Raw genomic sequence first — 21303 nt, forward strand, 5'->3', positions numbered from 1 at the left:
GCATCAGTTACATTTTCATGGCAGCATGTTTCGAATGTAAGAACTTTTTTCATTCCTCCCGTGCGCGGTTGGGCTTGGCTATAGTGGTTCCAACACAACCGAAAGGAGAAGTACCATGAAAAGCATTCTTGCCGCTACCGCAGCTGTCCTGATCTCTGCCGCAGCCTTCGCGCCGGTCCAGGCGCAGGCCCAGGGCCGCACTGAAGTGATCGTGGTGCGCCAGGCGCCGCCCCCGATGCGCCACGAGGCGATTCCCGCCGCCCGCCGCGGCTACGAGTGGGTGCCGGGCTACTGGAGCTATGACGGCCGCCGCTACGTGTGGGAACGTGGCCACTACGAGCGGGTGCGTGCCGGCTATGTCTACCAGCAACCGGTGTGGCGCCAGGACCGTAACGGCTGGTACCTCGAGCGCGGCGGCTGGACCCGCGACCGTGGCCACCTGGCTCGCCGCGACCGTGACGGCGACGGCGTCCCGAACCGCCATGACGCCCGTCCGAACAATCCGAACCGCTACTAAGCAAGTCGAACCGCCCCCCGGGGCGGTTTTTTTATATGGCGAGCGGCGGCGCCGGCACGATGCCGACGGCGTCGAGGTCGGTGCAGACCCGGTTGCGCCCCTGCGCCTTGGCGCGGTAGAGCAGGGCGTCGGCCCGCATCACGAAGGCCTCGGGATCGTCGTTCTCGCCCGGCGTGCCATGGAAGGTGCAGGCGCCGGCGCTGATGGTCGCGATGCCGAGCGGATTGTCGGCGTGCGGGATGCCCAGGTCCATGACGGCCAGGCGCAGGCGCTCGGCCACGTAGCGGGCGCCGACCTGGCCGGTGGCCGGCAGGATCATCGCGAACTCCTCGCCGCCATAGCGCGCCGCCAGGTCGGTCGGGCGCGCCAGCACCCCGCCCAGCGCGCCCGCCACCTGGCGCAGGCATTCGTCGCCGGCCACGTGGCCGTAGCGGTCGTTGTACTTCTTGAAGAAGTCCACGTCCAGCAGCACCAGCGACAGCGGCGCGCCGGTGCGGCGCGCGCGCTTGAGCTCGAGGCGCAGGGTCTCCTCGAAGTGGCGGCGGTTGGCGATGCCGGTCAGACCGTCGTTGGTCGCCAGCACCGTCAGTTCCTGGTTGCGCTGCTGCAGTCCCTGTTTCGCGGTGCGGAGTTCGGCCTCGAGCTGGTCGCGGATCATGATCTGGCGCACCAGGCGCACGCCCACGCCCGCCAGCAGCAGCACCGCCAGCAGTGTGACGGCGGACAGCAGCACGGTCGACTGGTGCCACTCGGATAGGATCTCGCCCTTGGACTTGGCTACTGCAACGATCAGCGGCAGCGTGCCGAGGTGGCGGTAGCTGTACAGGCGCGTCACGCCGTCGATGTTCGAGCGCAGCATGGCGGTGCCGACCGGGCCGCTGGAGCGATACATGCTGAAGATCGGGCCGTTCGCCACGCTGGTGGCCACCAGCTTCTCGTTGAATGGGCGCCGGTAGACCAGAGTGCCGTCGTCGCGCGCGAGCACGACCGCGCCTTGGTGTCCGACGTCGAAGCTTTCGTACAGCTCGGCGAAGAAGGAGATTTCGATGGTCCCCAGCGCCACGCCACCGAAGCTGCCGTCCGGTTTGTCGATGCGGCGCGATACCGGCAGCACCCACACCCCGCTCGAGCGGCTGCGGATCGGCTTGCCGACATGGACGGCGCGGCTGCGGTTATGCTCGTGGTACTGGAAGTACTCGCGGTCGGCGTTGTTGGCGGCGATCGGGCGCTCGAGCGACGTCACCAGCCAGCTGCCGTCCGGGCCGTACACGAACAGGCCGTGCACTTCCTTTACCTGGGACACCATGTTGCGCATATGGGCGTGCAAGCGGTCATTTGCGGCCGGGCTGCTGCCGTCATGTTCGACGCGCTCGACCACGCCTGCCAGCACTGTGTCGACGATCCTCACCGTACTTTCGGCCTGGGCCGCGAGCGCGCCGGCCATGTTCGAGGTCGCGGACGCGTGCTCGGCGAGGCGGCTCTGGCGCGCAGTCCAGGCGCTCCAGCCCTGCGCCGCGACCAGCAGTACGCAGAACGAGACCAGTACCCGGATTGCATAGCGGACCGCGGGGCGCTTCTTGGCCGTCAGCTTGCTGATGGGCGTAGGGGCGGTATGGTGTTCGGTCATCGGGAAGGTCACGTACGTGACAGGTTGCCATGGACTGAGCATATCCATGCCGCATGTAAAAGTCGAGCACGCGCACGCTTGGCGGGCGGCCGCCGGTTTACATGGGAAGACAAGCCCTCTAGAATAAGTTAAACGTTTTCCAAAAAGGAGGCAAGATGCAGCACGGAGCGACTGTTTTACACCCTGTGACAAGGCGCCGTGCGGCGCGCCTGCGGCCCGTGGCGGCGGCCATGCTGCTGCTGGCGCTCGGGCCGGCAAGCGCTCTGGCCTGCGACTCGCCGCCGGCGCCCGTGTTCGACATCGACGCCAACCGCTACTACACGGATGCGCGCAGCTCGGTCATCGACCCGGTGCTCAAGGCGCGCAACGAGGCCGCAGTCAAGCCGGTCAACGACTACCTGGAAGCGGTCGCGCGCAGCGCCGACGACTGGCAGCGCAAGCGCGATCCGCAGGACGCGCGCTGCGCGCTGGGCTGGCTGGAAGCCTGGGCGAAGCAGGGCGCGCTGCTGGGCAAGATGAGCACCAACCAGTCCTGGTACACCCGCAAGTGGACCCTGGGCGGCCTGGCGCTGAGTTACGCGCGCGTGCAGGCGGCCGCCTCGCCTGAACAGCGCAAGGCCATCGAAGCCTGGTTGCGCGCCCTGGCCGAGCCGACCATCGCGCACGCCGACGCCCACAAGGGCGTGCGCAACAACCACTATTACTGGGAAGGCCTGGCCATCACCGCGGTCGGCGCCGTGACCGGCGAGGCGCGCTACCTGGCCTGGGGCCGCAAGGTGTTCGACCATGCGATGGGGCAGGTGCAGCCGGACGGCTCGCTGCCGCACGAGATGGCGCGCGCTGCCAAGGCCCTGCATTACCACCTGTACGCCGCCGCGCCCCTGGTGCTGATGGCCTCGATCCTGGACATCCAGCACCCGCACCTCGACCGCCTGGTGCGCTTTGGCGCGGAGAACGTCGCCAACCCGGCCGCCATCGAACGCATGGCAGGCGTCGCGCAGGAGCGGCCTTCGCGCATGCCCGGCTGGGTCGCGATCTACGACCGCCACGCCACGCAGCCCGTGTCGACCGTGCCGCCCCCTGCCAACAACTGGGACGCGCGCATGGGGGGCGATCGCAGCCTGCCCAATCCGCTCGAGCATCCGCGCCGCGGCTAGTTCTCGCCAAAAAAAACCGGACCGGCGGCGAGGCCGCGGTCCGGAGCAAACGCGAGGAGACGCGTGGAGAGCTGAGGTGAAAGCCTACTGGTAGCGGATGGTCCAGCGCACCACCAGCGGCTCGCGCATGCTGAAGGCGCCGCTGCTGCAGCGAACGATCGTGTTCATCGCACCGTAAGGCGCGCGATACAGCTCGCTGCCGCCGGTTGGTTGGGCCGTGCAGGAGGACAGGCCGCTCACCTCGAAGGCCTGTACCGCGCCTTCCTTGAAGCGCACGGTATTGCCCTCGACCGTGGCGCCGCTCGAGAACGAGGGGAAGTCCAGGCTCAGCGTCGACACGCTCAGGGGCGCCGTCGGGACGTAGCGGTCGGTGCGGGTGATGGCGCCCGGCTGCAGGGAGTACTCGGTCTCGACGCGGATGCGCGCATCCTTGATGGGCAGGTTCTTGCCCAGCTTCGACAGCGCGTCCTGGCGATACGTGAGCACCTGGCCGGCGCCGCGTGGCGTGACCTGGATATCCTTCATCCACGCGGTCGCAATCAGCTCGCTGCCGTCGGCCAGCGTAAACTTGGGCAGCAGCTGCGTGTTCTGCGGGCCGCTATCGGCCACGCCGGAGATCACGTTGTGGGCGAAGGGCAGCGGGAAGTAGGGGCTGTTGTCGTGCTGGCTCTGGCCGCCGTTGATGATCGACAGGCTGAACACGTGGCCCTTGTCGCGCCAGATCGCCAGCGCGCGGTCGTATTCGCCGCGTGCGAAGCGGGTCAGGCTGAACTTCGGACGGGTGCGCTCCAGCCATGCGGCCAGGTCCTTGCGCGGCACGACGTCCTTCATGCCGGCCTTGTTCCACATCTCGTTGGTGGCGATCAGCTGGTGCAGCAGCGAGAAGTTCTCCCCCAGGATGCGGTGCTTGCCGCGGTAGGTGTCGGTGCGGCGCCCGCCATTCCACATGTCGACCGAATGGATCTCCGGGTTGTACCAGAACTTCATGTAGCGCTCGGCGATGCGGCTCGAGTAGGCGTACGCGTATTCCTTTTCTTCGGGAGTCAGGACGCCCAGGTAGGCGGCGGTCGACAGGATCTCCAGCATCGCGGTCTCGCCATAGGGGCCGAGGCTGCGGCCCATGGTAAAGCCGCTGCCATCGGCAGTGGCGCTGTTCAGGGCGACGTCGGCCGATTTGCGCAGCAGGGCCTTGAGTTCGGGCGTGACTTCGAGACCGGTCTCGATGAAGCGCTCGCAGATCTCGGCGGCGAGCAGGATGCTGTAGCGGTCGAAACGGCCCTGGCCGTCGGTCTCGTCGCTGAAGCCGAATTCGCCCGAGTAGGCGGCGTAATGCTTCATCATCTTGTCGAGCAGGACTTCGCTGCCGGCCGTGTCTTCCCAACCCATCAGCATGCGCAGGCGCGCGATGCTGAACGCGACCCCGTAGTAGTTGGTCGGCAGGCTGATGAGCTCATAGCTCGGCGTGCGCACGAAACTGCGCCAGTCGAGCTTCTTGCGCAGCGCTTCCAGGGTCTGCGGACGCACCGCGCGTTCGAGCAGGCCGGCCTGCTTGAGGCGATGCAGGGCGCCGATGTAGTAATAGATGCCCCAGGACTCGTTGTCCATGCCGATGGTGAGGTCGGCGATGTCGGCATACTCGCGCAGCATGCCGGGCAGGCGCGGATCGTCCTTCGGCAGGTGCAGCAGCACGTCGGCCAGGCCGGTGGCGACTTTCCCGGGCAGGAACTTGTCCTTGGCCTTGAAGGACTCGCGTCCTTCCATCGTCATGCCCGCCTTTTCCTTGCTGAGCTTCTGGAACAGGTATTCGAGCTGCGGGTAGGCCTGCTCGACGCTGCGCTGCAGCGGCGGCGTGACCTGGGCGAAGGCAGGCAGGGCCAGCAGCGATGCTGCAAGCAGGGGAAGAGCGTGACGCATGAAGGATGTCTCCGGTGTTGTTAAACGTTTTCCTAAATATAGGCGAACGCTTCCGGAATGTAAAGTATTGCAGGGCCGGATTTTGTATCAGGCCTGACGCGCCTGGGTCGATGCGCGCAGCACCAGCTGGGGGGCGACCTTGGTCAGTTTCTCGACCTGCTCGCCGCGAATCACTTGCAGCAGCTTGCTCATGGCGGTGGCGCCCATGCGTTCGCTCTGCAGGTCGACCGTGGTGAGCGCCGGCGTCACGTACTTCCCGTAGGGGATGTTGTCAAAGCCGACCACCGACAGGTCGCGCGGCATCGACAGTCCGAGATTGGCCGCTTCCTTCATGAAGCCGAGCGCCATCAGGTCGTTATAGCAGATCACCGCGTCGGGACGCTTCGCTTGCAGGACGATGGCCGAGCACATGCGCTCACCCTCGGCCATCGACGGGGTCTCGCCGTCGAACACGGTGAGTTCGATCCCGCTCCCGTCCAGGCATTCGCGGATGCCGCCGAGGCGCTCCTCGTCGCGGCGCGACTTCGAAAAGCCGAGGTAGGCGATGCGCTGATGCCCGAGCATGCGCAGGTGCTGTGCCAGCAGGAAGGCGCCGCCATGGTCGTCGCTCGCCACGGTCGGAATCGACAGTTCATTGAGCGACCCGAAGAACACGAGCGGTTTGTCGATCTCGGCCATCCAGGCCATCTCGTGCTCGCGCAGGCGCGAGAACACGATCATGCCGTCCACGCGCCGGCTCAGGTCTTCCAGGGTGCGGCGCTCGCGGCTGGGCGTTTCTTCGGTATCGACCAGCACCACCGAGTACTCGTGGTCGTGCGCGACCCGGTTGGCGCCTTTCAGGATGCTGCTGAAGTGGGGGTTGGTCACGTCCAGCACCGACAGCCCGATGGTATTGGTGCGCCCGGTGATCATCGACTTGGCCAGCGGATTGGACCGGTAGCCCAGGCTGGCGATCGCCGCATCCAGCGCCGCCTCGACCTTGGGCGAGAAGCGCTGTGCACCGTTGATGTACTTGGACACGGTGGCGGTGGACACCTGGGCGGCTGCGGCGACGTCGCGGATGGTTGGCGCGGAACTTTTCATGATCGGGTAATCGTTATTTGACAGAGCATCTTAACATGCAGCGCCGGGCAGGAAACCAGCCGGCGCCGGGGGAAGATCGAATATCCCGGCAAAAGCGGCGGGTTCGGCATTGACGCATGCGCGGATTCGGCTATACTTAAGTTAAACGTTTAACTTAACACACTGGAGCACCATCCATGAATGAAGCGACACCGCGCAAGCCCTTCCACCGTCTGCTGCTCACCGGCGCCGGAGGCGGCCTTGGTACCATGCTGCGCGAGCGCATCAAGCCCTGGGCCGACGTCGTCCGCCTTAGCGACGTCAAGGTCATCCCCCCGGCCGACGAGGGCGAAGAAGTGGTGCGCTGCGACCTCGCCGACCGTAACGCCGTGCTCGCGCTGCTCGAAGGCGTTGACGCGGTGCTGCACTTCGGCGGCGTCTCGGTCGAACAGCCGATCGACGACATCGTGCAGGCCAACATCGTCGGCCTGCACCACCTGTACGAAGCCGTCCACAAGCAGGGCGTCAAGCGCGTCATCTACGCCAGCTCCAGCCACGTGGTCGGCTACTACCCGACCACCCAGGTGATCGACGCCAGCGCGCCGCTGCGTCCGGACTGCATCTACGGCGTGTCCAAGTGCTTCGGCGAAGCCCTGTCGCGCTACTACTACGACCGCTTCGGCATCGAAACCGTCTGCCTGCGCATCGGCTCCTCCTTCGAGGAACCGCGCAACGCGCGCATGATGACCACCTTCCTCGCCCACGACGACCTGGTCGAGCTGGTGCGCTGCGCGCTGTTCACGCCGCGCGTCGGCCACACCATCACCTTCGGCGTCTCGGACAACCCGACCCGCTGGTGGGACAACCGCCTGGCCGGCCACCTCGGCTACGAAGCCAAGCGCAGCTCGCGCGAATTCGCCGACCGCTTCCCGCCGAGCGGGGCGCGTCCGCCGGCGGACGACGCCACCGCGACCTTCCAGGGCGGCCCGTTCGTGCTGGCCGGTCCGATCTACAAGGACTGAACCACCACCCGCGTCGTGCACCGCACGGCGCTGCTTTCCACAAGGTTGCGGCGCCTTTCACTTCCATGAAAGGCGCCGCAATTTTTTACTACTCCTTTTGGATCTGAGAGACCTGTAGGGTGGGCGGGTTTCCCGCCCACGCGGTTAACTTTCGAATGCTCTGCCACGGCACATCGTTTGGTTGAACGCGTGGGCGGCAAAGCCGCCCACCCTACGAAAACCCGTCAACTCAGAATTTGACATCCAGCTTCACGCTGTAGAAGCGGAACACATCACGCGGCGGCACCCAGCTGTCGACGTTGATGCCCGGCGAGGTCGAGGTCGGGCCGGCGCGGAAGCTCGGGCCGCTCGCGTTCGCGTTCGGGATGTAGAACTTGTCGAACAGGTTGTTGATGCGGAAGCTCAGGCGCCAGCGGTCCTTGTTCTCGCGCAGGCCGAAGCCCAGGTCGGCGATGGTGTAGCCGTCGTTGACCGAACGCGGATCGTTGTTGATGTTGGTCTGGTAGTCGCTCTGGTAGCGCACATTGCCGTTGATGAAGGCGCGGAAGGGCATCGAGGTGAAGCGCAGGTCGTAGTTGCTGCCGATGTTGACCTTGATCTTCGGCGTACCCGGGAAGATCCCGCCCGACAGGTCCTGGATACCGGTGGTGGAGCCGGCGCGGATCGGGAAGCAGGCGCGGTTCCAGCCGCCCAGCGAACCGCCTTCACCGAGGCCGGTGGTGCCGATTGCCGGGTTGGTGTTGTCCTGGTAGCAGGGGCCGTTCTTCCAGTCCTTGATGCTCGGGCGGGTATAGGCCATCGAGGCGTTCACCGACCAGCCGGTGGTGAGCAGCATGTTAGCGTCCAGCTCGAAGCCCTTGGTGCCGATCTCCGGGATCGAGTTCAGCTGGGTGTAGATGGTCGGGTCGTTCGGCAGCACGAACGAGGTGTTCTGCTGGTAGTTCTTGAAGTCGGTCTTGTAGATCACCGCGGCCACCGACAGGCGGTTGTCGAACAGGTTGGCCTTGGTGCCGATCTCATAGGTGCGGCTGGTTTCGGGATCGACCGGGAAGGCAGCCGAGGCGCGCAGGCCACTGGTCACGTCGTAGGCCTTGCCCTTGTGGCCGGTGGCGGTCATGGCGTACACCATCACGTCCGGGGTCAGCTGCTTCTGGATGCTCAGCTTGCCCGTGGTGGCCCAGTCCTCGTTGCCGCTACTCGAGAACACGTCCACGCCGACCGGACCCGGCACGAAGGTGGAGCGATCCAGCTGGTCGGTGTAGAAGTTACGCTCGTAATTGAAACCCGATTCCTCGAGGTTGCGGCGCAGGCCGGCGACCAGGGTCCAGGTGGGCGCGAAGTCCCAGGTGGCCTGGCCGAACACAGCCTTGTTCACATTGTAGATGTCGGTGTAGTAGTTGGTCGGGCTCGATGGCGAGTTGGAAGCGCAGCGGGTCGGCGCGACGCAGAAGCCGCGGATGAAGTGGCGCTCGATCTCGTTGCGCGCCCACCAGAGGCCGGCCACGTAGCGCAGGCTGCTGTTGTCCGGCGAAACCAGGCGGAATTCCTGGGTCTTGGAGTTGATGTCGTAGGTGCCGAACTGGTTGTTGCCGACGGTGAGCCTGGTCTCGCCTGGGCGGGCGATGGTCGGGACGTCGGTGAAGTCCTGGTCGCGCGAGTCATTGGCCTTGTAGCGCTGGTAGGACGAGATCGACATCAGGGTCGCATCGTTCGGCAGCGTGTACGAGAACTTCAGGCCGGCGCCGTGGGTGCGCGATGCGATCCCGGTCGGAAAGTCGCGCCGCACCAGGCGGTTGCGCGGATTGGTCGGATCGATGCCCGCCAGGACGACGGAGGCCGGCAGCAGCGGGTTGCCGTTCATGTAGGCGGTGTTGATGTCGACCGGGATGCGCTGCAGGTTGCCGGCGGCGGCCGAACCGGTGGTGCGGTAGAAGCCGTTCACCGCGGTCACGCCGCGGGTGTTTTCCTGCTCGTTATATTGCGGCATGAAGTCGATGTCGAGGTTCCGGATCGGCGTCCAGCTGAACTTCGCCATCATGGTCTTGCCCGAGGAACCGTTGACCTTCTGGCCGTTCGTCAGGTTGGTGAAGTTGCCCGGCATGTCGCTCTTGTTGGCCGCGATGCGCATGCCGAAGGTCTCGGTCAGGCGCCCGCCCATCGAGGCCGCCAGGCGGTACTCGTGGTCGTTGGTGTAGTAGGCGCTGCCGCGGTAGGTCATCGGGCCGCTGATCGGCTTGGTGACGATGTTGATCGCGCCGGCCACCGCCGACTTGCCGAACAGGGTGCTCTGCGGGCCTTTCAGCACTTCGACGCGGGCCACGTCGGCCAGGTCGCGGAAGGCCTGGAACTGCACCGCGATCGGGATGTCGTCCAGGATCACCGAGACGTCCGATTCGACGCCGATGCCGACCGAGACGGTGCCGATGCCGCGCATGAACAGCGCGTTGTTGGCGGCGGTGGTGCCGGAAGCCTGGGTGAGCGAGGGGGTGAGGGCGATGACGTCCTCGATCTCGCGCACATTGTTACGCTGCAGTTCCTCTTCCGAGAGGACCGAGATCGCCATCGGCACGCTCTCGAGCTTTTCGACGCGCTTGTTGGCGGTGACCACGACCTGCTGCAGCCTGTTCGGATCCGGCTGCGCTTCCGGCGCTTCCTGGGCATAGGCGGGCAGGGCCCATTGTGCGACGGCCACCGCAACCACGGCTGCCAGCGGTTTCACCGCGACGTGAAAACCTTCGATTCTGTTCTTGTTCAACGCTGTCTCCTCGGTTTTTTTAAATGACTAGTTCTTGCTGGCCTTCAGGCGCAGCAGTGCTTCGAGAAAGTAGTAGTCCGCATAGTTGAGCGGGACATCGATTTCCTTCCCGGCCGGCTTGTGGCCGGTGGCGTGCTTGAGCAGGAAGCCGCCGTTCTCGCCCGGCGCCGCCAGGTACTCGGGCGAAGCGAGGCTGCGCAGCTGGGCTTCGGCGAAGCTGCGGTAGCGCTGCGCCAGCTGTTTATCCGAGAACTGGGCCAGCTCCAGCAGGGCCGAGCTGACGATGGCCGCGGCCGACGAATCGCGCGGCGCATTCGGGATCGCGGTGTCGTCGAAGTCCCAGTAGGGCACTTTGTCGGCTGGCAGGCGCGGGTGGTTCATGAAGAAGGCGGCGATGTTGTGCGCCTGCTGCAGGTACTCTGGCTTCTTCGTCTCGCGGTACATCATGGTGTAGCCGTACAGGCCCCAGGCCTGGCCGCGCGCCCACGAGGATGCATCGGCATTGCCCTGCACCGTCTGCTTGCCGCGCACGGCGCCGGTTTGCGGGTCGTAGTCGACCAGGTGGTAGCTCGAGTGATCGGGACGGAAGTGGTTCTTGAGCGTGGTGTCGGCGTGGATGACTGCGATCTCGCGGTAGCGCGGCTCTTTGGATGCCTGGGTGGCCCAGCTCAGGAGCTCCAGGTTCATCATGTTGTCGATGATGACGGGGAAGGCCCAGGTGGTGTTCTTCCACAGTTCCCACGACTGGATGCTGCCAACCTTCGGGTTGAAGCGCGTGACCAGGGTGGTCGCGCCGGCCAGCATGGCGTCGCGGTAGGCGAGGTTCTTGGTCAGGCGGTAGCCGTTGCCGTAGCTGGCGCCCAGCATGAAGCCGAGATCGTGGTGGGTCTTGTCGAACTTGGCCGGCGCCATGCGTGCGGTGTAGTCCTCGGCGGCGGCGCGCCATTTCTTGTCGCCGGTGGCTTCGAACAGGTACCACAGCGAACCCGGTAAGAAGCCGGCCGTCCAGTCCTTCACGTCGACGATTTTCACCTGGCCGTTTTCCACGGTGCGCGGGAAGCCGGGTTTGGATTGGACGCTTGCCAGCATGCCGCTGTACTGCTTGGCGGCGCTGTCGAGGCTTCGGCTGATCAGCTTGGCGTTCGATTCCTCGGCCGGCGCGGCGCTCGCAGCCGTAGCGAGCAGGAGTGCGCCGACCAGCACGCTGGAACGACGAACGGTAAAAAGGCCGGGTTGGATGTGCCGCATGTTGACTGTCTCCAGATTATTTTCTTGTACTTGAGTAAATCCTAGTGACAGATTGGAGCAAAGTCAACAGATTTAGGAAAACGCTTAACTACACCGTTGCTAAAGCTGCATCATAGGGATTTAGCCGCTAAGAGAAGCAAATCGTTTGATGGATTGCAACATTTTTTACAGCTGGTGAGAAAACGTTTTGCCAATCCACTAGCCCTTTTTCGGTGCCGATCCCAATAAGTCGAAAAGTTCGGCTCAAGGCATGCGATTGAGAAGGTGTGAACCTTGCCAGGTCCTTTTGGTAGAGTTTCTATACGATGAAAGCAGAACGCCACAAGCTACCTTGTGGCCTCACGATCTCTCGTGTGGCACGTTTGCCCGGCCGGTTCCTAGCGTCGCCCCAGCCCCAGCGCCGTTTCGGTATCGGTAGCGATGGTCGGCATCTTGTTGGGCTACCAAGACAATTCGTCTGACAACAAGTGAAGACGTCCTTGCCGTGTTTGTCGGAAACTCTTACAGCTTCAGAGCACTTTTTCATTGCGCCGTGCGAGAAGACTTTGTAAACAAGCACTTGCAGATAAGAAAGAGGTAGGCGCGAAAATTGCATGTGAGATAAGACTAATAACGAGGGAGGTCTTATGAAACGAATCTTCGCCGTCGTGGCTCTGCTCGGCGCACTTATCCCATCCGTCTGCTCAGCCAATATCGTGTATCAGTGGCAGGTGCAGAACGATCTTCCGCCCCAATCGATTTTCTTACGCCTGGACTTTGCGCAGGAAGTCTATGACCTAGGGGCTTTCAGCTTTCATCACAAGCCTCATGACCCGATCCGTCCGTATTCGGGTTTAATCTCGCTGTCGTATGGCTTTACAAACATCATGGTGCCGATGGAGTATTACCCTCGACGCGAGCCATTTCGCTTGGGTCTAGGGGCGCTGGACATGGAAGTGAAGTTCGAAGCCAATGGATTGCTCAGCGGCTGGATTCGCGCCAATGACCAACACAGCAATTTTGAAATGCGGTCTAGTGGAGATCTGTGGGAAGTGATCACAGCAGAATCGGACCAGTCAATGCCCAACTGTGGATGGACGACCAATGTCAAGTGCCAGGGAGCGCTGGGTAAAATGGTGCTGACCGATATCCCCGAGCCCGGCTCGCTCGCGCTGCTTGCGGCCGGACTTGCCGCCTTCGGCATTCGTAGGCGTATGAAGTAGCCTCACTTGACCATACGGCTGGCCACTGCTGTGCAGATGCTATCCGAGTGGTCGGGCTATTCCCAGCTGTTGAAGCTCCTGTAAGGCAGGTGGTTACAAGAGGTGCGTGGCTATCCGCGTTGAGCACGGGCGCGGCGCGCCAATCCGGTGTGTTTCGAGTGGACTACGCATGGCTGGCACCTGCTGGACCAGATCAACCAGGTGCTGCAGCGCTACGGCTACCCAGTGGCCGAGACCACGCACGACTGCGGCGAGCTGGGCGGCCTGGCCCAATCGCGCAAGCGCTTCCTGCTGTGGCACGCTACGCCGAGAAGGTGCCGCCGTCCACCGGCCAAGGCGCGTTCGCCGTTGCGGACCCGGGCACCAGCATGAACGGAAACCGGGGGAAGGGCGACGCCTATCGGACGGGCGGCCACTACGGCGTGGTGCCGTGGGATTCGCCGAGCGGCGCTGTAAGCGCAGTGGCGCGCCAGGACGACGGGCGTTGGTTGGTCGCTGACCACGCACGCTGCCAGTGTTGGATCAGAAGACGGTCGCGATCATACGCTCGCTCGACGGCACCTGGGACCAACCGTTCACCACGTTCGACCTGGCTGCCCTGCAGAGCCTGATCGAGCCCGAAGAGTTCCTGCTGCTGGACGGCGCCAGTGACAGCGTGTGGTGCGAGCACATCGGCAACTTGGTGCCGCCGGATGCGGCGACTGCGGTCGCCGAGGTCATGGGCACGACGCTGCTGCTGGCCTGGGGTGGTTAGACTTTCGTGCTAAGCGCAACGCCATTCTGGGTGCGCAACGTGGCGCTCGCGCTAACGATGCCAAAGGGCTAATGCATGAAAAATGGCTGCCTCGGAACTCAGGTGCCTGATTTTCGATTGCTATTCCTCTCCAGACGACCGTTCACTCTGCGGATTAGGGCCAGTCGCCGCCTATCCTTATATTCGCTCGCGAGTTGGCGCGCGAGTTTAGCAAACTTTTCTGCCTCAGCTTCGGGGATTGGGTCAGTTGAATGCGCTGCCAGGTTACGCAATTTAATTAGCTCCGTCAGTGCACTCACCTGTTGTAACGGTATCGCTCCCGAGCTATACAAATTGGCTACTAAAACGCTTGGACTCAGGCTCGACTCAACAGGGCCAAGTACCTCTGCAGCGAAAAAGCGAAGAGTTTGCTCGAGCGACTTCCAAGCTTCCATAACGGTTCCTGTCGGATTTGCACGTAGTGCTACAGGGTCTGAGGCAGCAGCGCCTTCCACCGAATACCGGATTTCGAAATCGCTAGCAACGGTTGTGGTGGGCGGGGTGACTTGGCTAGTTTCATCCGCTGGAACATTAGAAGGACTCGAAGGAACATCTGTACTGCCGTTGTCGGGAAGCTGCTGTACAGCTGCCTCAACCTTGTCCAAGCCTTGGTTGAACTCCGCTTCTACGCCTAGTGCACTGACCTTCGACAGTTTTGCGAGCAGCTTGACGACCTCAGCTTTAAATAGCCGGAGAGTGAAGAAAATAACGACCGGCCACGCTAGTGCAGATATGGAATCTGAAATGAATTTCAAGGCACCTGACGCTTTCAAGTCCCAAAAGGTATTGATTGCAGTAACTTGATCAACCATCTTCGCCTCACTTTTTATGACCGAATATTAACACCCTCCATTTCCCGCGTTCAATAAAGGTAGCCTATGAATCTAGCCCACCCGAACTGCTCGCCCCGTAGCCCCTACTGATCGAGCACGCCCGCACCCTGCTGCGCGGCGCCGGCACCGACGGCGTAGCCTTCGAAATCCCCGGCATGGCCGTGCCGTGCGTGATCGTGCACGGCGCCGAAGAGAGCGTCGGCAAGCTGCTGCACACACCTGTGGTCGACTGAGCTGCGTGCCGTCATCAATGAGGCGCTGACCCTACAGGGCACCACCAGCTTGTATGTTTTCGGCAACATGGATTGGCAGCCGTACACGGTCAGCGGCTGGAACGCGAACCTGCCCCGGCTGATGGCGCACGCCGAGAAGAAGGCCGAGGAGGACGGCGTCCAGTTTAAGCGCTTCACGCTGAAAGATATGCGGGCGGCGGTCACGGACCGAGTAGAAGAGGGGGACGAGACCATCATGAACGCTACCGGACACAGCAGCTATCGCATGGTGAGAAGGTCTACGACCGGCGGAAAATAAAGGTGGCAAGGGCTACCGAATAGTACTGATCGGATACAGCATTCCTCACCAGCCAGGACACGCTGCGCTGCACGTAGGGGCCGTTAGCAATGTGTTCCCAAATAAGGGCTTGCGGCAGTGGGTAGCTGAACTCTCTAACTAGATTTGGATCCTGAAGCAGGTCGCCAGCGATCATCCACCTTTCCTGCGTGTAGTCGCGTGCTCCATAAAACCAGAGTTGACCCACGCCACGAGGTAGCCGGAGTTCTGCGGGGCGCAAATCTGTTATATCGCGATTTATGTGGATCGCGACAACTAAATCACTTGACGTTGGATACTTACGCGAAACACTGTCTAGCAGCTTCTGCAGATCGGCTTTCTCGTTCAATTTGACGGGAACGAGTTCCTTCAGTTGGACGGGCACGTAAATTTCAGAATTGTCTATGTGATACCTTGCAACAAAATCGTAGTCGTCCTTTTCGCATAGCGCGAATGTGACTTCAACGCCAAGGGCGCGACCCACGCCATAGCAGAACAGCGCAGCCTGCCGCCCCTCAAGGAATTGGCGCAAGTCCCGACGACGTAAGGTCTGTACGTCTTCAGGTAAACCGGAAAGCATCCCACTTGTGGCGATTCGACGAAGGCGGTCAAGAACAACCTCCGGCCGAAGGTATGCCAAAGACTTCCACTCTGCTGGTACTTTTCGGTTCAATGTGCCCCCGTGCGCCATATGGTCAACGACAGCGATCTTCCAAAATTTGGAATCCAACTTCCAAAAAGACAAAAGGGCTACAAGCGCGAAGCGTGTAACCCTTTATTTTTACTGCTGAATTCTTGGGGTGGCTGATGGGACTCGAACCCACGACAACAGGAATCACAATCCTGGACTCTACCAACTGAGCTACAGCCACCATTGTCTTGCTTGTGTCTCGCTGTTTCCGAGACAGAACAAGATTATACAAAGCGCTTCCCGAACTGGCAAGTTTAAATGTGCGAGCCCGTCGGGTTCGACAGCGTGGCGCCGAGCGCGACCTCGTGCACGGGCGGGTTTTGCCCCAGCAGGCTGGCGAAAGCAGCCGATAGGGCGGTGCCGCTGGCGCTGGTGAATCCGGTCAGGTGCGCCGCTTCCGTGCCGGCACGCAGCAGCCCTGCCGCCTCCAGCAGCCGCGCCAGCTGACGCGCCACGGCGTCGCCCGTGTCGATCAGCGCCACCTCGGCGTCCGTATGCCGGCGAATGACCTGCTCGATCGAAGCCTGCACCAGCGGATAGTGGGTGCAGCCTAGCACCAGCGTATCGGCGCCCTGCGCCAGCAGTGGGGCGATATAACGTTCCAGCATGGCGCTAAGTGCCGGGGCGCCGGGTTCGCCGAATTCGATCTGGTCCGCCAGGCCCACGCAGGGCTGCAGCAGGAAACGCGCGTCCGTCGTCTCGACGATCTGGTCACGCAACAGCAGGAATTTTTCGCCAGCGAGGGTGCGCTCGGTGGCCAACACGCCGACCGTGCCGTTGCGGGTGCTCGCCGCGCCCGGTTTCAGGCCCGGCTCCACGCCGACGATCGGCATGTCGGGATAGCGCTCGCGCAGGATGCGTACGGCGGCGACAGTGGCGGTATTGCAGGCGACGACCAGCGCCTTGACGCCGCGCCCCACCAGGAAGGCGGCAATAGCGAGAACGCGGTCGATGACGACGTCTTCTGGTTTATCGCCATACGGGGCAAAGCCGGAGTCGGCGAAATACAGGAGATGTTCGTTCGGCAGCTGCGCCTGGATATGGCGCAGCACCGAGAGGCCGCCGACGCCCGAGTCGAAAATGCCGACGGGAGCGTCATGTTGGTTGGTAGGAGATACCATAGCGGCGCAAAGATAGTTGGACGCGCGGTCGGCAGAGCCGACCACCCTACGTTAGAGCGCGTTGACCGGGATGCCTTTCAGCGACTCGATCTTGGCCGACCATTCCTTCGGACCGGTGTTGTGCACCGAGGTACCGGTCGAATCCACGGCCACGGTAACCGGCATGTCGGTCACTTCGAACTCGTAGATCGCTTCCATGCCCAGGTCTTCGAAGCCGACCACCTTGGCCGACTTGATCGCCTTCGACACCAGGTAGGCCGAGCCGCCGACCGCCATCAGGTAGGCCGATTTGTGCTTCTGGATCGCTTCGATCGCGGTCGGGCCGCGCTCGGCCTTGCCGATCATCGAGATCAGGCCGGTCTTATCGAGCATCATCTCGGTGAACTTGTCCATGCGGGTCGCGGTGGTCGGGCCTGCCGGACCGACAACTTCGCTGCCCACCGGGTCAACCGGGCCGACGTAGTAGATCACGCGGTTGGTGAAGTCCACCGGCAGCTGCTCGCCCTTGGCCAGCATGTCCTGGATGCGCTTGTGCGCGGCGTCGCGGCCGGTCAGCATCTTGCCGTTCAGGAGCAGGGTCTGGCCCGGCTTCCACGATGCGACTTCTTCCTTGGTCAGGGTGTTCAGGTCGACGCGCTTCGACTTCTCGGTGTCCGGCATCCACTGCACGTCCGGCCAGGTCGACAGCGCCGGCGGTTCGATGTAGGCCGGGCCCGAGCCGTCCAGCACGAAGTGGGCGTGGCGGGTGGCGGCGCAGTTCGGGATCATCGCCACTGGCTTGGAGGCCGCGTGGGTCGGATACATGTTGATCTTCACGTCCAGCACGGTGGTGAGGCCGCCCAGGCCCTGGGCGCCGATGCCCAGCGCATTGATCTTGTCGCACAGTTCGATACGCAGCTCTTCCAGCTTGTTCTGCGGGCCGCGCTGCTTCAGCTCGTACATGTCGATGTCTTCCATCAGCGACTCTTTCGCCATCAGCATCGCCTTCTCGGCGGTGCCGCCGATGCCGATGCCCAGCATGCCCGGCGGGCACCAGCCGGCGCCCATCAGCGGCACGGTCTTGATGACCCAGTCGACCAGGGAGTCGGACGGGTTCAGCATGACGAACTTGGTCTTGTTTTCCGAGCCGCCGCCCTTGGCCGCCAGCTTGACGTCGACGGTGTCGCCCTCGACCAGTTCCATGTGGACCACGGCCGGGGTGTTGTCCTTGGTGTTCTTGCGCTCGAAGTGCGGGTCGGCCACGATCGAGGCGCGCAGCTTGTTGTCCTCGAACGCGTAGGCACGGCGCACGCCTTCGTTGACAGCGTCGGTCACGGTGCCGGTGAAGCCTTCGAAGCGCACGCCCATGCCGACCTTCAGGAACACGTTGACGATGCCGGTGTCCTGGCAGATCGGACGCTTGCCCTCGGCGCACATGCGCGAGTTGGTCAGGATCTGGGCGATGGCGTCCTTCGCGGCCGGGCTTTGCTCGGTCTCATACGCGCGCGCCAGGTGCTGGATATAGTCGGCCGGGTGGTAGTAGCTGATGTACTGGAGGGCTGCCGCGACCGATTCGATGAGGTCGCTTTGGGTGATGACGGTTGCCATAATTTTCTCGTTCGGGAGGAATTAATGTTTCGTATGCGTGGTCATGACAATGCGGTCGGTGTAGGCGATGGCCATGGCCGACAGCAGGAAAGCACAGTGGATGATGGTCTGGAACAGCAGGGTCTTCTCGTTGTACGCCGCCGCGTTGATGAAGGTCTTGAGCAGGTGGATCGACGAGATGCCGATGATTGCCATCGCCAGCTTGGTTTTGAGTACCGAGGCGTTCACGTGGGACAGCCATTCGGGCTGGTCCGGGTGGCCTTCGAGGTGCATGCGCGACACGAAGGTCTCATAGCCGCCGACGATCACCATGATCAGCAGATTCGAGATCATCACCACGTCGATCAGGCCGAGCACCACCAGCATGATGGTGGTCTCGGTCAGCTTGACCGGGCGTGCCGCGCCGGGCACGGTGACGGCGTCCAGGATGTGGGCGAGCGAAGCGGCGTTGCCCATTGCGGCGCCGATCAGGTCCTTGAGCTCGACCCAGAAATGGAAGACGTAGACGCACTGCGCCAGGATCAGGCCGAGGTAGAGCGGCAGCTGCAGCCAGCGGCTGGCAAAGATCAGGCTATTGACTGGGGTGAGCTTCTTTGCTTCGTTCGGGGGAATTAACTGCGCCATCGAGATGCTGACTCCTGGAAAGCTGGACAAATACAGCCGAGCATTCTACACCCGCCGGCGCGTCCTTGCGGCGTACTTCTCCGGTTTGCATGCAAGGTTGGTAGCAAGGTTGGTAGAATGGCACTCCAGCCGCGGGCGGGCCAAGAAACCCCATGTAAGGGCTCAGTAAGCGAGCGCCCCTAAGGTGTCCGGTAAAACTTATTACTACGACTATGGAGACTAGTATGGCCGAGAACGAGAGCAATCAAGAATTCACGCTGCAGGAGAACCGCGTGTTCCCGCCGCCGGCCGAGTTCGCCGGCACGGCTGCGATTTCCGGCATGGAAGCCTACGAGAAGCTGTGCGCCGAGGCGGCCAGCGACTATGAGGGCTTCTGGGCCCGTCTGGCCCGTGAAAACATCGACTGGCACAAGCCGTTTACCTCCACCCTCGACGAATCCAACGCGCCGTTCTACAAATGGTTCGCCGACGGCCAGCTGAACGCGTCGTACAACAGCCTCGACCGCAACCTCACGAACGGCAACGCGGACAAGACTGCGATCATCTTCGAAGCGGACGACGGCAGCGTCACCCGCGTCACCTACCGCGAACTCCACGAGCGCGTCTGCAAATTCGCCAACGGCCTCAAGTCGCGCGGCATCAAGAAGGGCGACCGCGTCATCATCTACATGTCGATGTCGGTCGAAGGCATCGCCGCGATGCAGGCCTGCGCCCGCATCGGCGCCACCCATTCGGTGGTGTTCGGCGGCTTCTCGGCCAAGTCGCTGCAGGAACGCATCATCGACGCCGGCGCCGTGGCCGTCATCACCGCCGACGAACAGCGCCGCGGCGGCAAGTCGCTGCCCCTGAAAGCCATCGTCGACGAGGCGCTGGCGATGGGCGGCTGCGACAGCATCCGCGACGTCATCATCTACAAGCGCACCGGTGGCGACATCGCTTACCAGCAGGGCCGCGACATCTGGCTGCACGAGCTGGTCGACAGCCAGCCGGCCGAGTGCGAGCCGGAATGGGTCGATGCCGAGCACCCGCTGTTCATCCTCTACACCTCGGGCTCGACCGGCACGCCGAAGGGCGTCCAGCACTCGACCGGCGGCTACCTGCTGTGGGCCGCGCTGACGATGAAGTGGACCTTCGACATCAAGCCGACCGACGTGTTCTGGTGCACGGCCGACATCGGCTGGGTCACCGGCCACACCTATATTACCTACGGTCCGACCGCCGTCGGCGCCACGCAGATCGTGTTCGAAGGCGTGCCGACCTATCCGCACGCCGGGCGCTTCTGGGAAACCATCGCCAAGCACAAGGTCTCGATCTTCTACACGGCGCCGACCGCAATCCGCTCGCTCATCAAGGCCTCCGACGTGGACGAAAAGGTACACCCGAAGAACTTCGACCTGTCGAGCCTGCGCCTGCTGGGTTCGGTCGGCGAGCCGATCAATCCGGAAGCCTGGATGTGGTACTACAAGAACGTCGGCCAGGAGCGCTGCCCGATCGTCGACACCTTCTGGCAGACCGAGACCGGCGGCCACATGATCACCCCGCTGCCGGGCGCGACCCCGCTGGTGCCAGGCTCGTGCACGCTGCCGCTGCCGGGCATCATGACGGCGATCGTGGACGAATCCGGCGCCGACGTGCCGAACGGGCAGGGCGGCATCCTGGTCGTGAAGCGTCCGTGGCCGTCGATGATCCGCACGATCTGGAACAATCCGGACCGCTTCCGCACCAGCTACTTCCCGGAGGAACTGGGCGGCAAGTACTACCTGGCCGGCGACGGCGCGATCCGCAACAAGGACACGGGGTACTTCACCATCACGGGCCGCATCGACGACGTGCTGAACGTGTCGGGTCACCGCATGGGCACGATGGAAATCGAGTCGGCGCTGGTGGCGCACCCGATGGTGGCGGAAGCGGCGGTGGTGGGCAAGCCGGACGACACCACCGGCGAAGCGATCTGCGCCTTTGTGGTGCTCAAGCAGGCCCGCCCGAGCGGTGAAGACGCCAAGAAACTGGCGACCGAGCTGCGCAACTGGGTAGGCAAGGAGATCGGCCCGATCGCCAAGCCGAAGGAGATCCGCTTCGGCGACAACCTGCCGAAGACCCGCTCCGGCAAGATCATGCGCCGCCTGCTGCGCGTGCTGGCCAAGGGCGAAAACATCACCCAGGACGTCTCGACCCTGGAAAACCCGGCCATCTTGGAGCAGTTGAAAGAAACGGCCTGAGCCGGCGGGCGCTTGACGCCCGATACTGACAACGCCGCCCCGTGACAACAGGGCGGCGTTTTTTATGCGCCGTCCGGTTCCGAGCCGCCGCCGAAGGCCTTCATCAGGGCTTCGCGGTCGAGGGCTTTTTTCTCCGCATCGATCCCGGCACGGCCGCGGCGGCCGCTGAACTCTTCCTCGATATTGTCGCGGTAATAGCTCCAGGGAGAACCCGAGCTCGACAGCTTGCGCCAGACCTCGGTACCGACGGCGTCATAGTCGATGGCGTTGCCGTCGTCGAACTCCACCCGTAGCCTGCGCTCGCGGGCGTCATAGCCGATCGCGCGCAGCTTGCCGGCGTTGATCTTCTTCATTTCCATCTTGCTCTCCTTCGGGTGCCTGA

The 21303-nt window shown here is 63.1% G+C and carries 19 protein-coding genes and 1 tRNA gene; 7 read left to right on the plus strand and 13 right to left on the minus strand.

What is annotated here, in order from left to right; genetic code table 11:
• Positions 1-115: 115 nt before the first annotated feature.
• Positions 116-517, plus strand: coding sequence for a YXWGXW repeat-containing protein (locus tag LK539_RS07530; protein WP_227800284.1), 402 nt, complete (start codon positions 116-118; stop codon positions 515-517).
• Positions 518-548: 31 nt separating this feature from the next.
• Here LK539_RS07530 and LK539_RS07535 read toward each other — a convergent pair whose 3' ends face one another.
• Complete coding sequence (locus LK539_RS07535) at positions 549-2144, minus strand: GGDEF domain-containing protein (RefSeq protein ID WP_227800285.1); 1596 nt, start codon at positions 2142-2144, stop codon at positions 549-551.
• Positions 2145-2329: 185 nt separating this feature from the next.
• Between LK539_RS07535 and LK539_RS07540 the strand changes: the two genes are divergently transcribed.
• Positions 2330-3301, plus strand: a complete 972-nt coding sequence (locus tag LK539_RS07540; RefSeq protein ID WP_227800286.1) for an alginate lyase family protein — start codon at positions 2330-2332, stop codon at positions 3299-3301.
• 84 nt (positions 3302-3385) lie between these two features.
• Here the strand turns inward: LK539_RS07540 and LK539_RS07545 are convergent, their stop codons facing one another.
• Together LK539_RS07545 and LK539_RS07550 are read right to left on the minus strand one after the other, a co-directional pair.
• On the minus strand, positions 3386-5215 hold the full coding sequence (locus LK539_RS07545; RefSeq protein ID WP_227800287.1) for a hypothetical protein: 1830 nt from the start codon (positions 5213-5215) through the stop codon (positions 3386-3388).
• A gap of 87 nt (positions 5216-5302) precedes the next feature.
• The gene (locus LK539_RS07550) at positions 5303-6298 is read right to left on the minus strand and encodes a LacI family DNA-binding transcriptional regulator (RefSeq protein WP_227800288.1); all 996 of its coding nucleotides are present in this window, start codon (positions 6296-6298) and stop codon (positions 5303-5305) included.
• A gap of 176 nt (positions 6299-6474) precedes the next feature.
• Here LK539_RS07550 and LK539_RS07555 point away from each other — a divergent pair, with 176 nt between their 5' ends.
• Positions 6475-7299, plus strand: coding sequence for an NAD(P)-dependent oxidoreductase (locus tag LK539_RS07555; protein ID WP_227800289.1), 825 nt, complete (start codon positions 6475-6477; stop codon positions 7297-7299).
• 229 nt (positions 7300-7528) lie between these two features.
• Here the strand turns inward: LK539_RS07555 and LK539_RS07560 are convergent, their stop codons facing one another.
• Positions 7529-10054: a TonB-dependent receptor gene (locus LK539_RS07560; protein ID WP_227800290.1), complete on the minus strand. Its 2526-nt coding sequence runs from the start codon at positions 10052-10054 to the stop codon at positions 7529-7531.
• 27 nt (positions 10055-10081) lie between these two features.
• Positions 10082-11302, minus strand: coding sequence for a glycoside hydrolase family 88 protein (locus tag LK539_RS07565; RefSeq protein WP_227800291.1), 1221 nt, complete (start codon positions 11300-11302; stop codon positions 10082-10084).
• Positions 11303-11928: 626 nt separating this feature from the next.
• Here LK539_RS07565 and LK539_RS07570 point away from each other — a divergent pair.
• The 3 genes from LK539_RS07570 to LK539_RS07580 all read left to right on the plus strand — a co-directional run bounded on the left by LK539_RS07570 (position 11929) and on the right by LK539_RS07580 (position 13258).
• A complete protein-coding gene (locus tag LK539_RS07570) occupies positions 11929-12504 on the plus strand; it encodes a PEP-CTERM sorting domain-containing protein (protein ID WP_227800292.1) in 576 nt (191 codons plus the stop codon).
• A 147-nt stretch (positions 12505-12651) separates the two neighbouring features.
• Positions 12652-12876 (plus strand): hypothetical protein, encoded by a 225-nt coding sequence (locus LK539_RS07575; protein WP_227800293.1) that lies wholly within the window; start codon positions 12652-12654, stop codon positions 12874-12876.
• 142 nt (positions 12877-13018) lie between these two features.
• Positions 13019-13258, plus strand: a complete 240-nt coding sequence (locus LK539_RS07580) for a DNA methyltransferase (RefSeq protein WP_227800294.1) — start codon at positions 13019-13021, stop codon at positions 13256-13258.
• Positions 13259-13356: 98 nt separating this feature from the next.
• On the opposite strand, the gene LK539_RS07585 is transcribed toward LK539_RS07580, so the two are convergent.
• The 7 genes from LK539_RS07585 to LK539_RS07615 all read right to left on the minus strand — a co-directional run bounded on the left by LK539_RS07585 (position 13357) and on the right by LK539_RS07615 (position 18702).
• The gene (locus LK539_RS07585; RefSeq protein ID WP_227800295.1) at positions 13357-14109 is read right to left on the minus strand and encodes a hypothetical protein; all 753 of its coding nucleotides are present in this window, start codon (positions 14107-14109) and stop codon (positions 13357-13359) included.
• A gap of 104 nt (positions 14110-14213) precedes the next feature.
• Positions 14214-14600 carry a hypothetical protein gene (locus LK539_RS07590; RefSeq protein ID WP_227800296.1) on the minus strand — a complete coding sequence of 129 codons (387 nt, stop codon included), beginning with the start codon at positions 14598-14600 and terminating at the stop codon, positions 14214-14216.
• Between the two features lie 41 nt (positions 14601-14641).
• A complete protein-coding gene (locus LK539_RS07595; protein WP_227800297.1) occupies positions 14642-15409 on the minus strand; it encodes a hypothetical protein in 768 nt (255 codons plus the stop codon).
• A gap of 66 nt (positions 15410-15475) precedes the next feature.
• Positions 15476-15551, minus strand: a tRNA-His gene (locus tag LK539_RS07600).
• A 73-nt stretch (positions 15552-15624) separates the two neighbouring features.
• The gene (gene murI / locus LK539_RS07605; RefSeq protein ID WP_227800298.1) at positions 15625-16491 is read right to left on the minus strand and encodes a glutamate racemase; all 867 of its coding nucleotides are present in this window, start codon (positions 16489-16491) and stop codon (positions 15625-15627) included.
• Between the two features lie 51 nt (positions 16492-16542).
• Positions 16543-18078 carry a fumarate hydratase gene (locus LK539_RS07610; RefSeq protein WP_227800299.1) on the minus strand — a complete coding sequence of 512 codons (1536 nt, stop codon included), beginning with the start codon at positions 18076-18078 and terminating at the stop codon, positions 16543-16545.
• Positions 18079-18099: 21 nt separating this feature from the next.
• Entirely contained in the window at positions 18100-18702 is a 603-nt protein-coding gene (locus LK539_RS07615; RefSeq protein ID WP_227800300.1) for a TIGR00645 family protein, read from the minus strand.
• A 224-nt stretch (positions 18703-18926) separates the two neighbouring features.
• On the opposite strand from LK539_RS07615, the gene acs reads away from it, so the two are divergent.
• A complete protein-coding gene (acs, locus tag LK539_RS07620; protein WP_227800301.1) occupies positions 18927-20921 on the plus strand; it encodes an acetate--CoA ligase in 1995 nt (664 codons plus the stop codon).
• Positions 20922-20983: 62 nt separating this feature from the next.
• On the opposite strand, the gene LK539_RS07625 is transcribed toward acs, so the two are convergent.
• Positions 20984-21280, minus strand: coding sequence for a KTSC domain-containing protein (locus LK539_RS07625; RefSeq protein ID WP_227800302.1), 297 nt, complete (start codon positions 21278-21280; stop codon positions 20984-20986).
• Between the last annotated feature and the right edge of the window lie 23 nt (positions 21281-21303).

Origin of the sequence: Massilia sp. IC2-476, assembly GCF_020707295.1 — a bacterium.
GTDB lineage: Bacteria > Pseudomonadota > Gammaproteobacteria > Burkholderiales > Burkholderiaceae_D > Telluria.

Excerpts from the sequence above, each read along its gene's own strand:
- LK539_RS07615 (WP_227800300.1), bottom strand. The coding sequence starts at position 18,702 with ATGGCGCAGTTAATTCCCCCGAACGAAGCAAAGAAGCTCACCCCAGTC.
- LK539_RS07555 (WP_227800289.1), top strand. The coding sequence starts at position 6,475 with ATGAATGAAGCGACACCGCGCAAGCCCTTCCACCGTCTGCTGCTCACC.
- LK539_RS07545 (WP_227800287.1), bottom strand. The coding sequence starts at position 5,215 with ATGCGTCACGCTCTTCCCCTGCTTGCAGCATCGCTGCTGGCCCTGCCT.
- murI (WP_227800298.1), bottom strand. The coding sequence starts at position 16,491 with ATGGTATCTCCTACCAACCAACATGACGCTCCCGTCGGCATTTTCGAC.
- LK539_RS07530 (WP_227800284.1), top strand. The coding sequence starts at position 116 with ATGAAAAGCATTCTTGCCGCTACCGCAGCTGTCCTGATCTCTGCCGCA.
- LK539_RS07585 (WP_227800295.1), bottom strand. The coding sequence starts at position 14,109 with ATGGTTGATCAAGTTACTGCAATCAATACCTTTTGGGACTTGAAAGCG.
- LK539_RS07535 (WP_227800285.1), bottom strand. The coding sequence starts at position 2,144 with ATGACCGAACACCATACCGCCCCTACGCCCATCAGCAAGCTGACGGCC.
- LK539_RS07570 (WP_227800292.1), top strand. The coding sequence starts at position 11,929 with ATGAAACGAATCTTCGCCGTCGTGGCTCTGCTCGGCGCACTTATCCCA.
- LK539_RS07565 (WP_227800291.1), bottom strand. The coding sequence starts at position 11,302 with ATGCGGCACATCCAACCCGGCCTTTTTACCGTTCGTCGTTCCAGCGTG.
- acs (WP_227800301.1), top strand. The coding sequence starts at position 18,927 with ATGGCCGAGAACGAGAGCAATCAAGAATTCACGCTGCAGGAGAACCGC.
- LK539_RS07610 (WP_227800299.1), bottom strand. The coding sequence starts at position 18,078 with ATGGCAACCGTCATCACCCAAAGCGACCTCATCGAATCGGTCGCGGCA.
- LK539_RS07550 (WP_227800288.1), bottom strand. The coding sequence starts at position 6,298 with ATGAAAAGTTCCGCGCCAACCATCCGCGACGTCGCCGCAGCCGCCCAG.
- LK539_RS07625 (WP_227800302.1), bottom strand. The coding sequence starts at position 21,280 with ATGGAAATGAAGAAGATCAACGCCGGCAAGCTGCGCGCGATCGGCTAT.
- LK539_RS07590 (WP_227800296.1), bottom strand. The coding sequence starts at position 14,600 with ATGATGGTCTCGTCCCCCTCTTCTACTCGGTCCGTGACCGCCGCCCGC.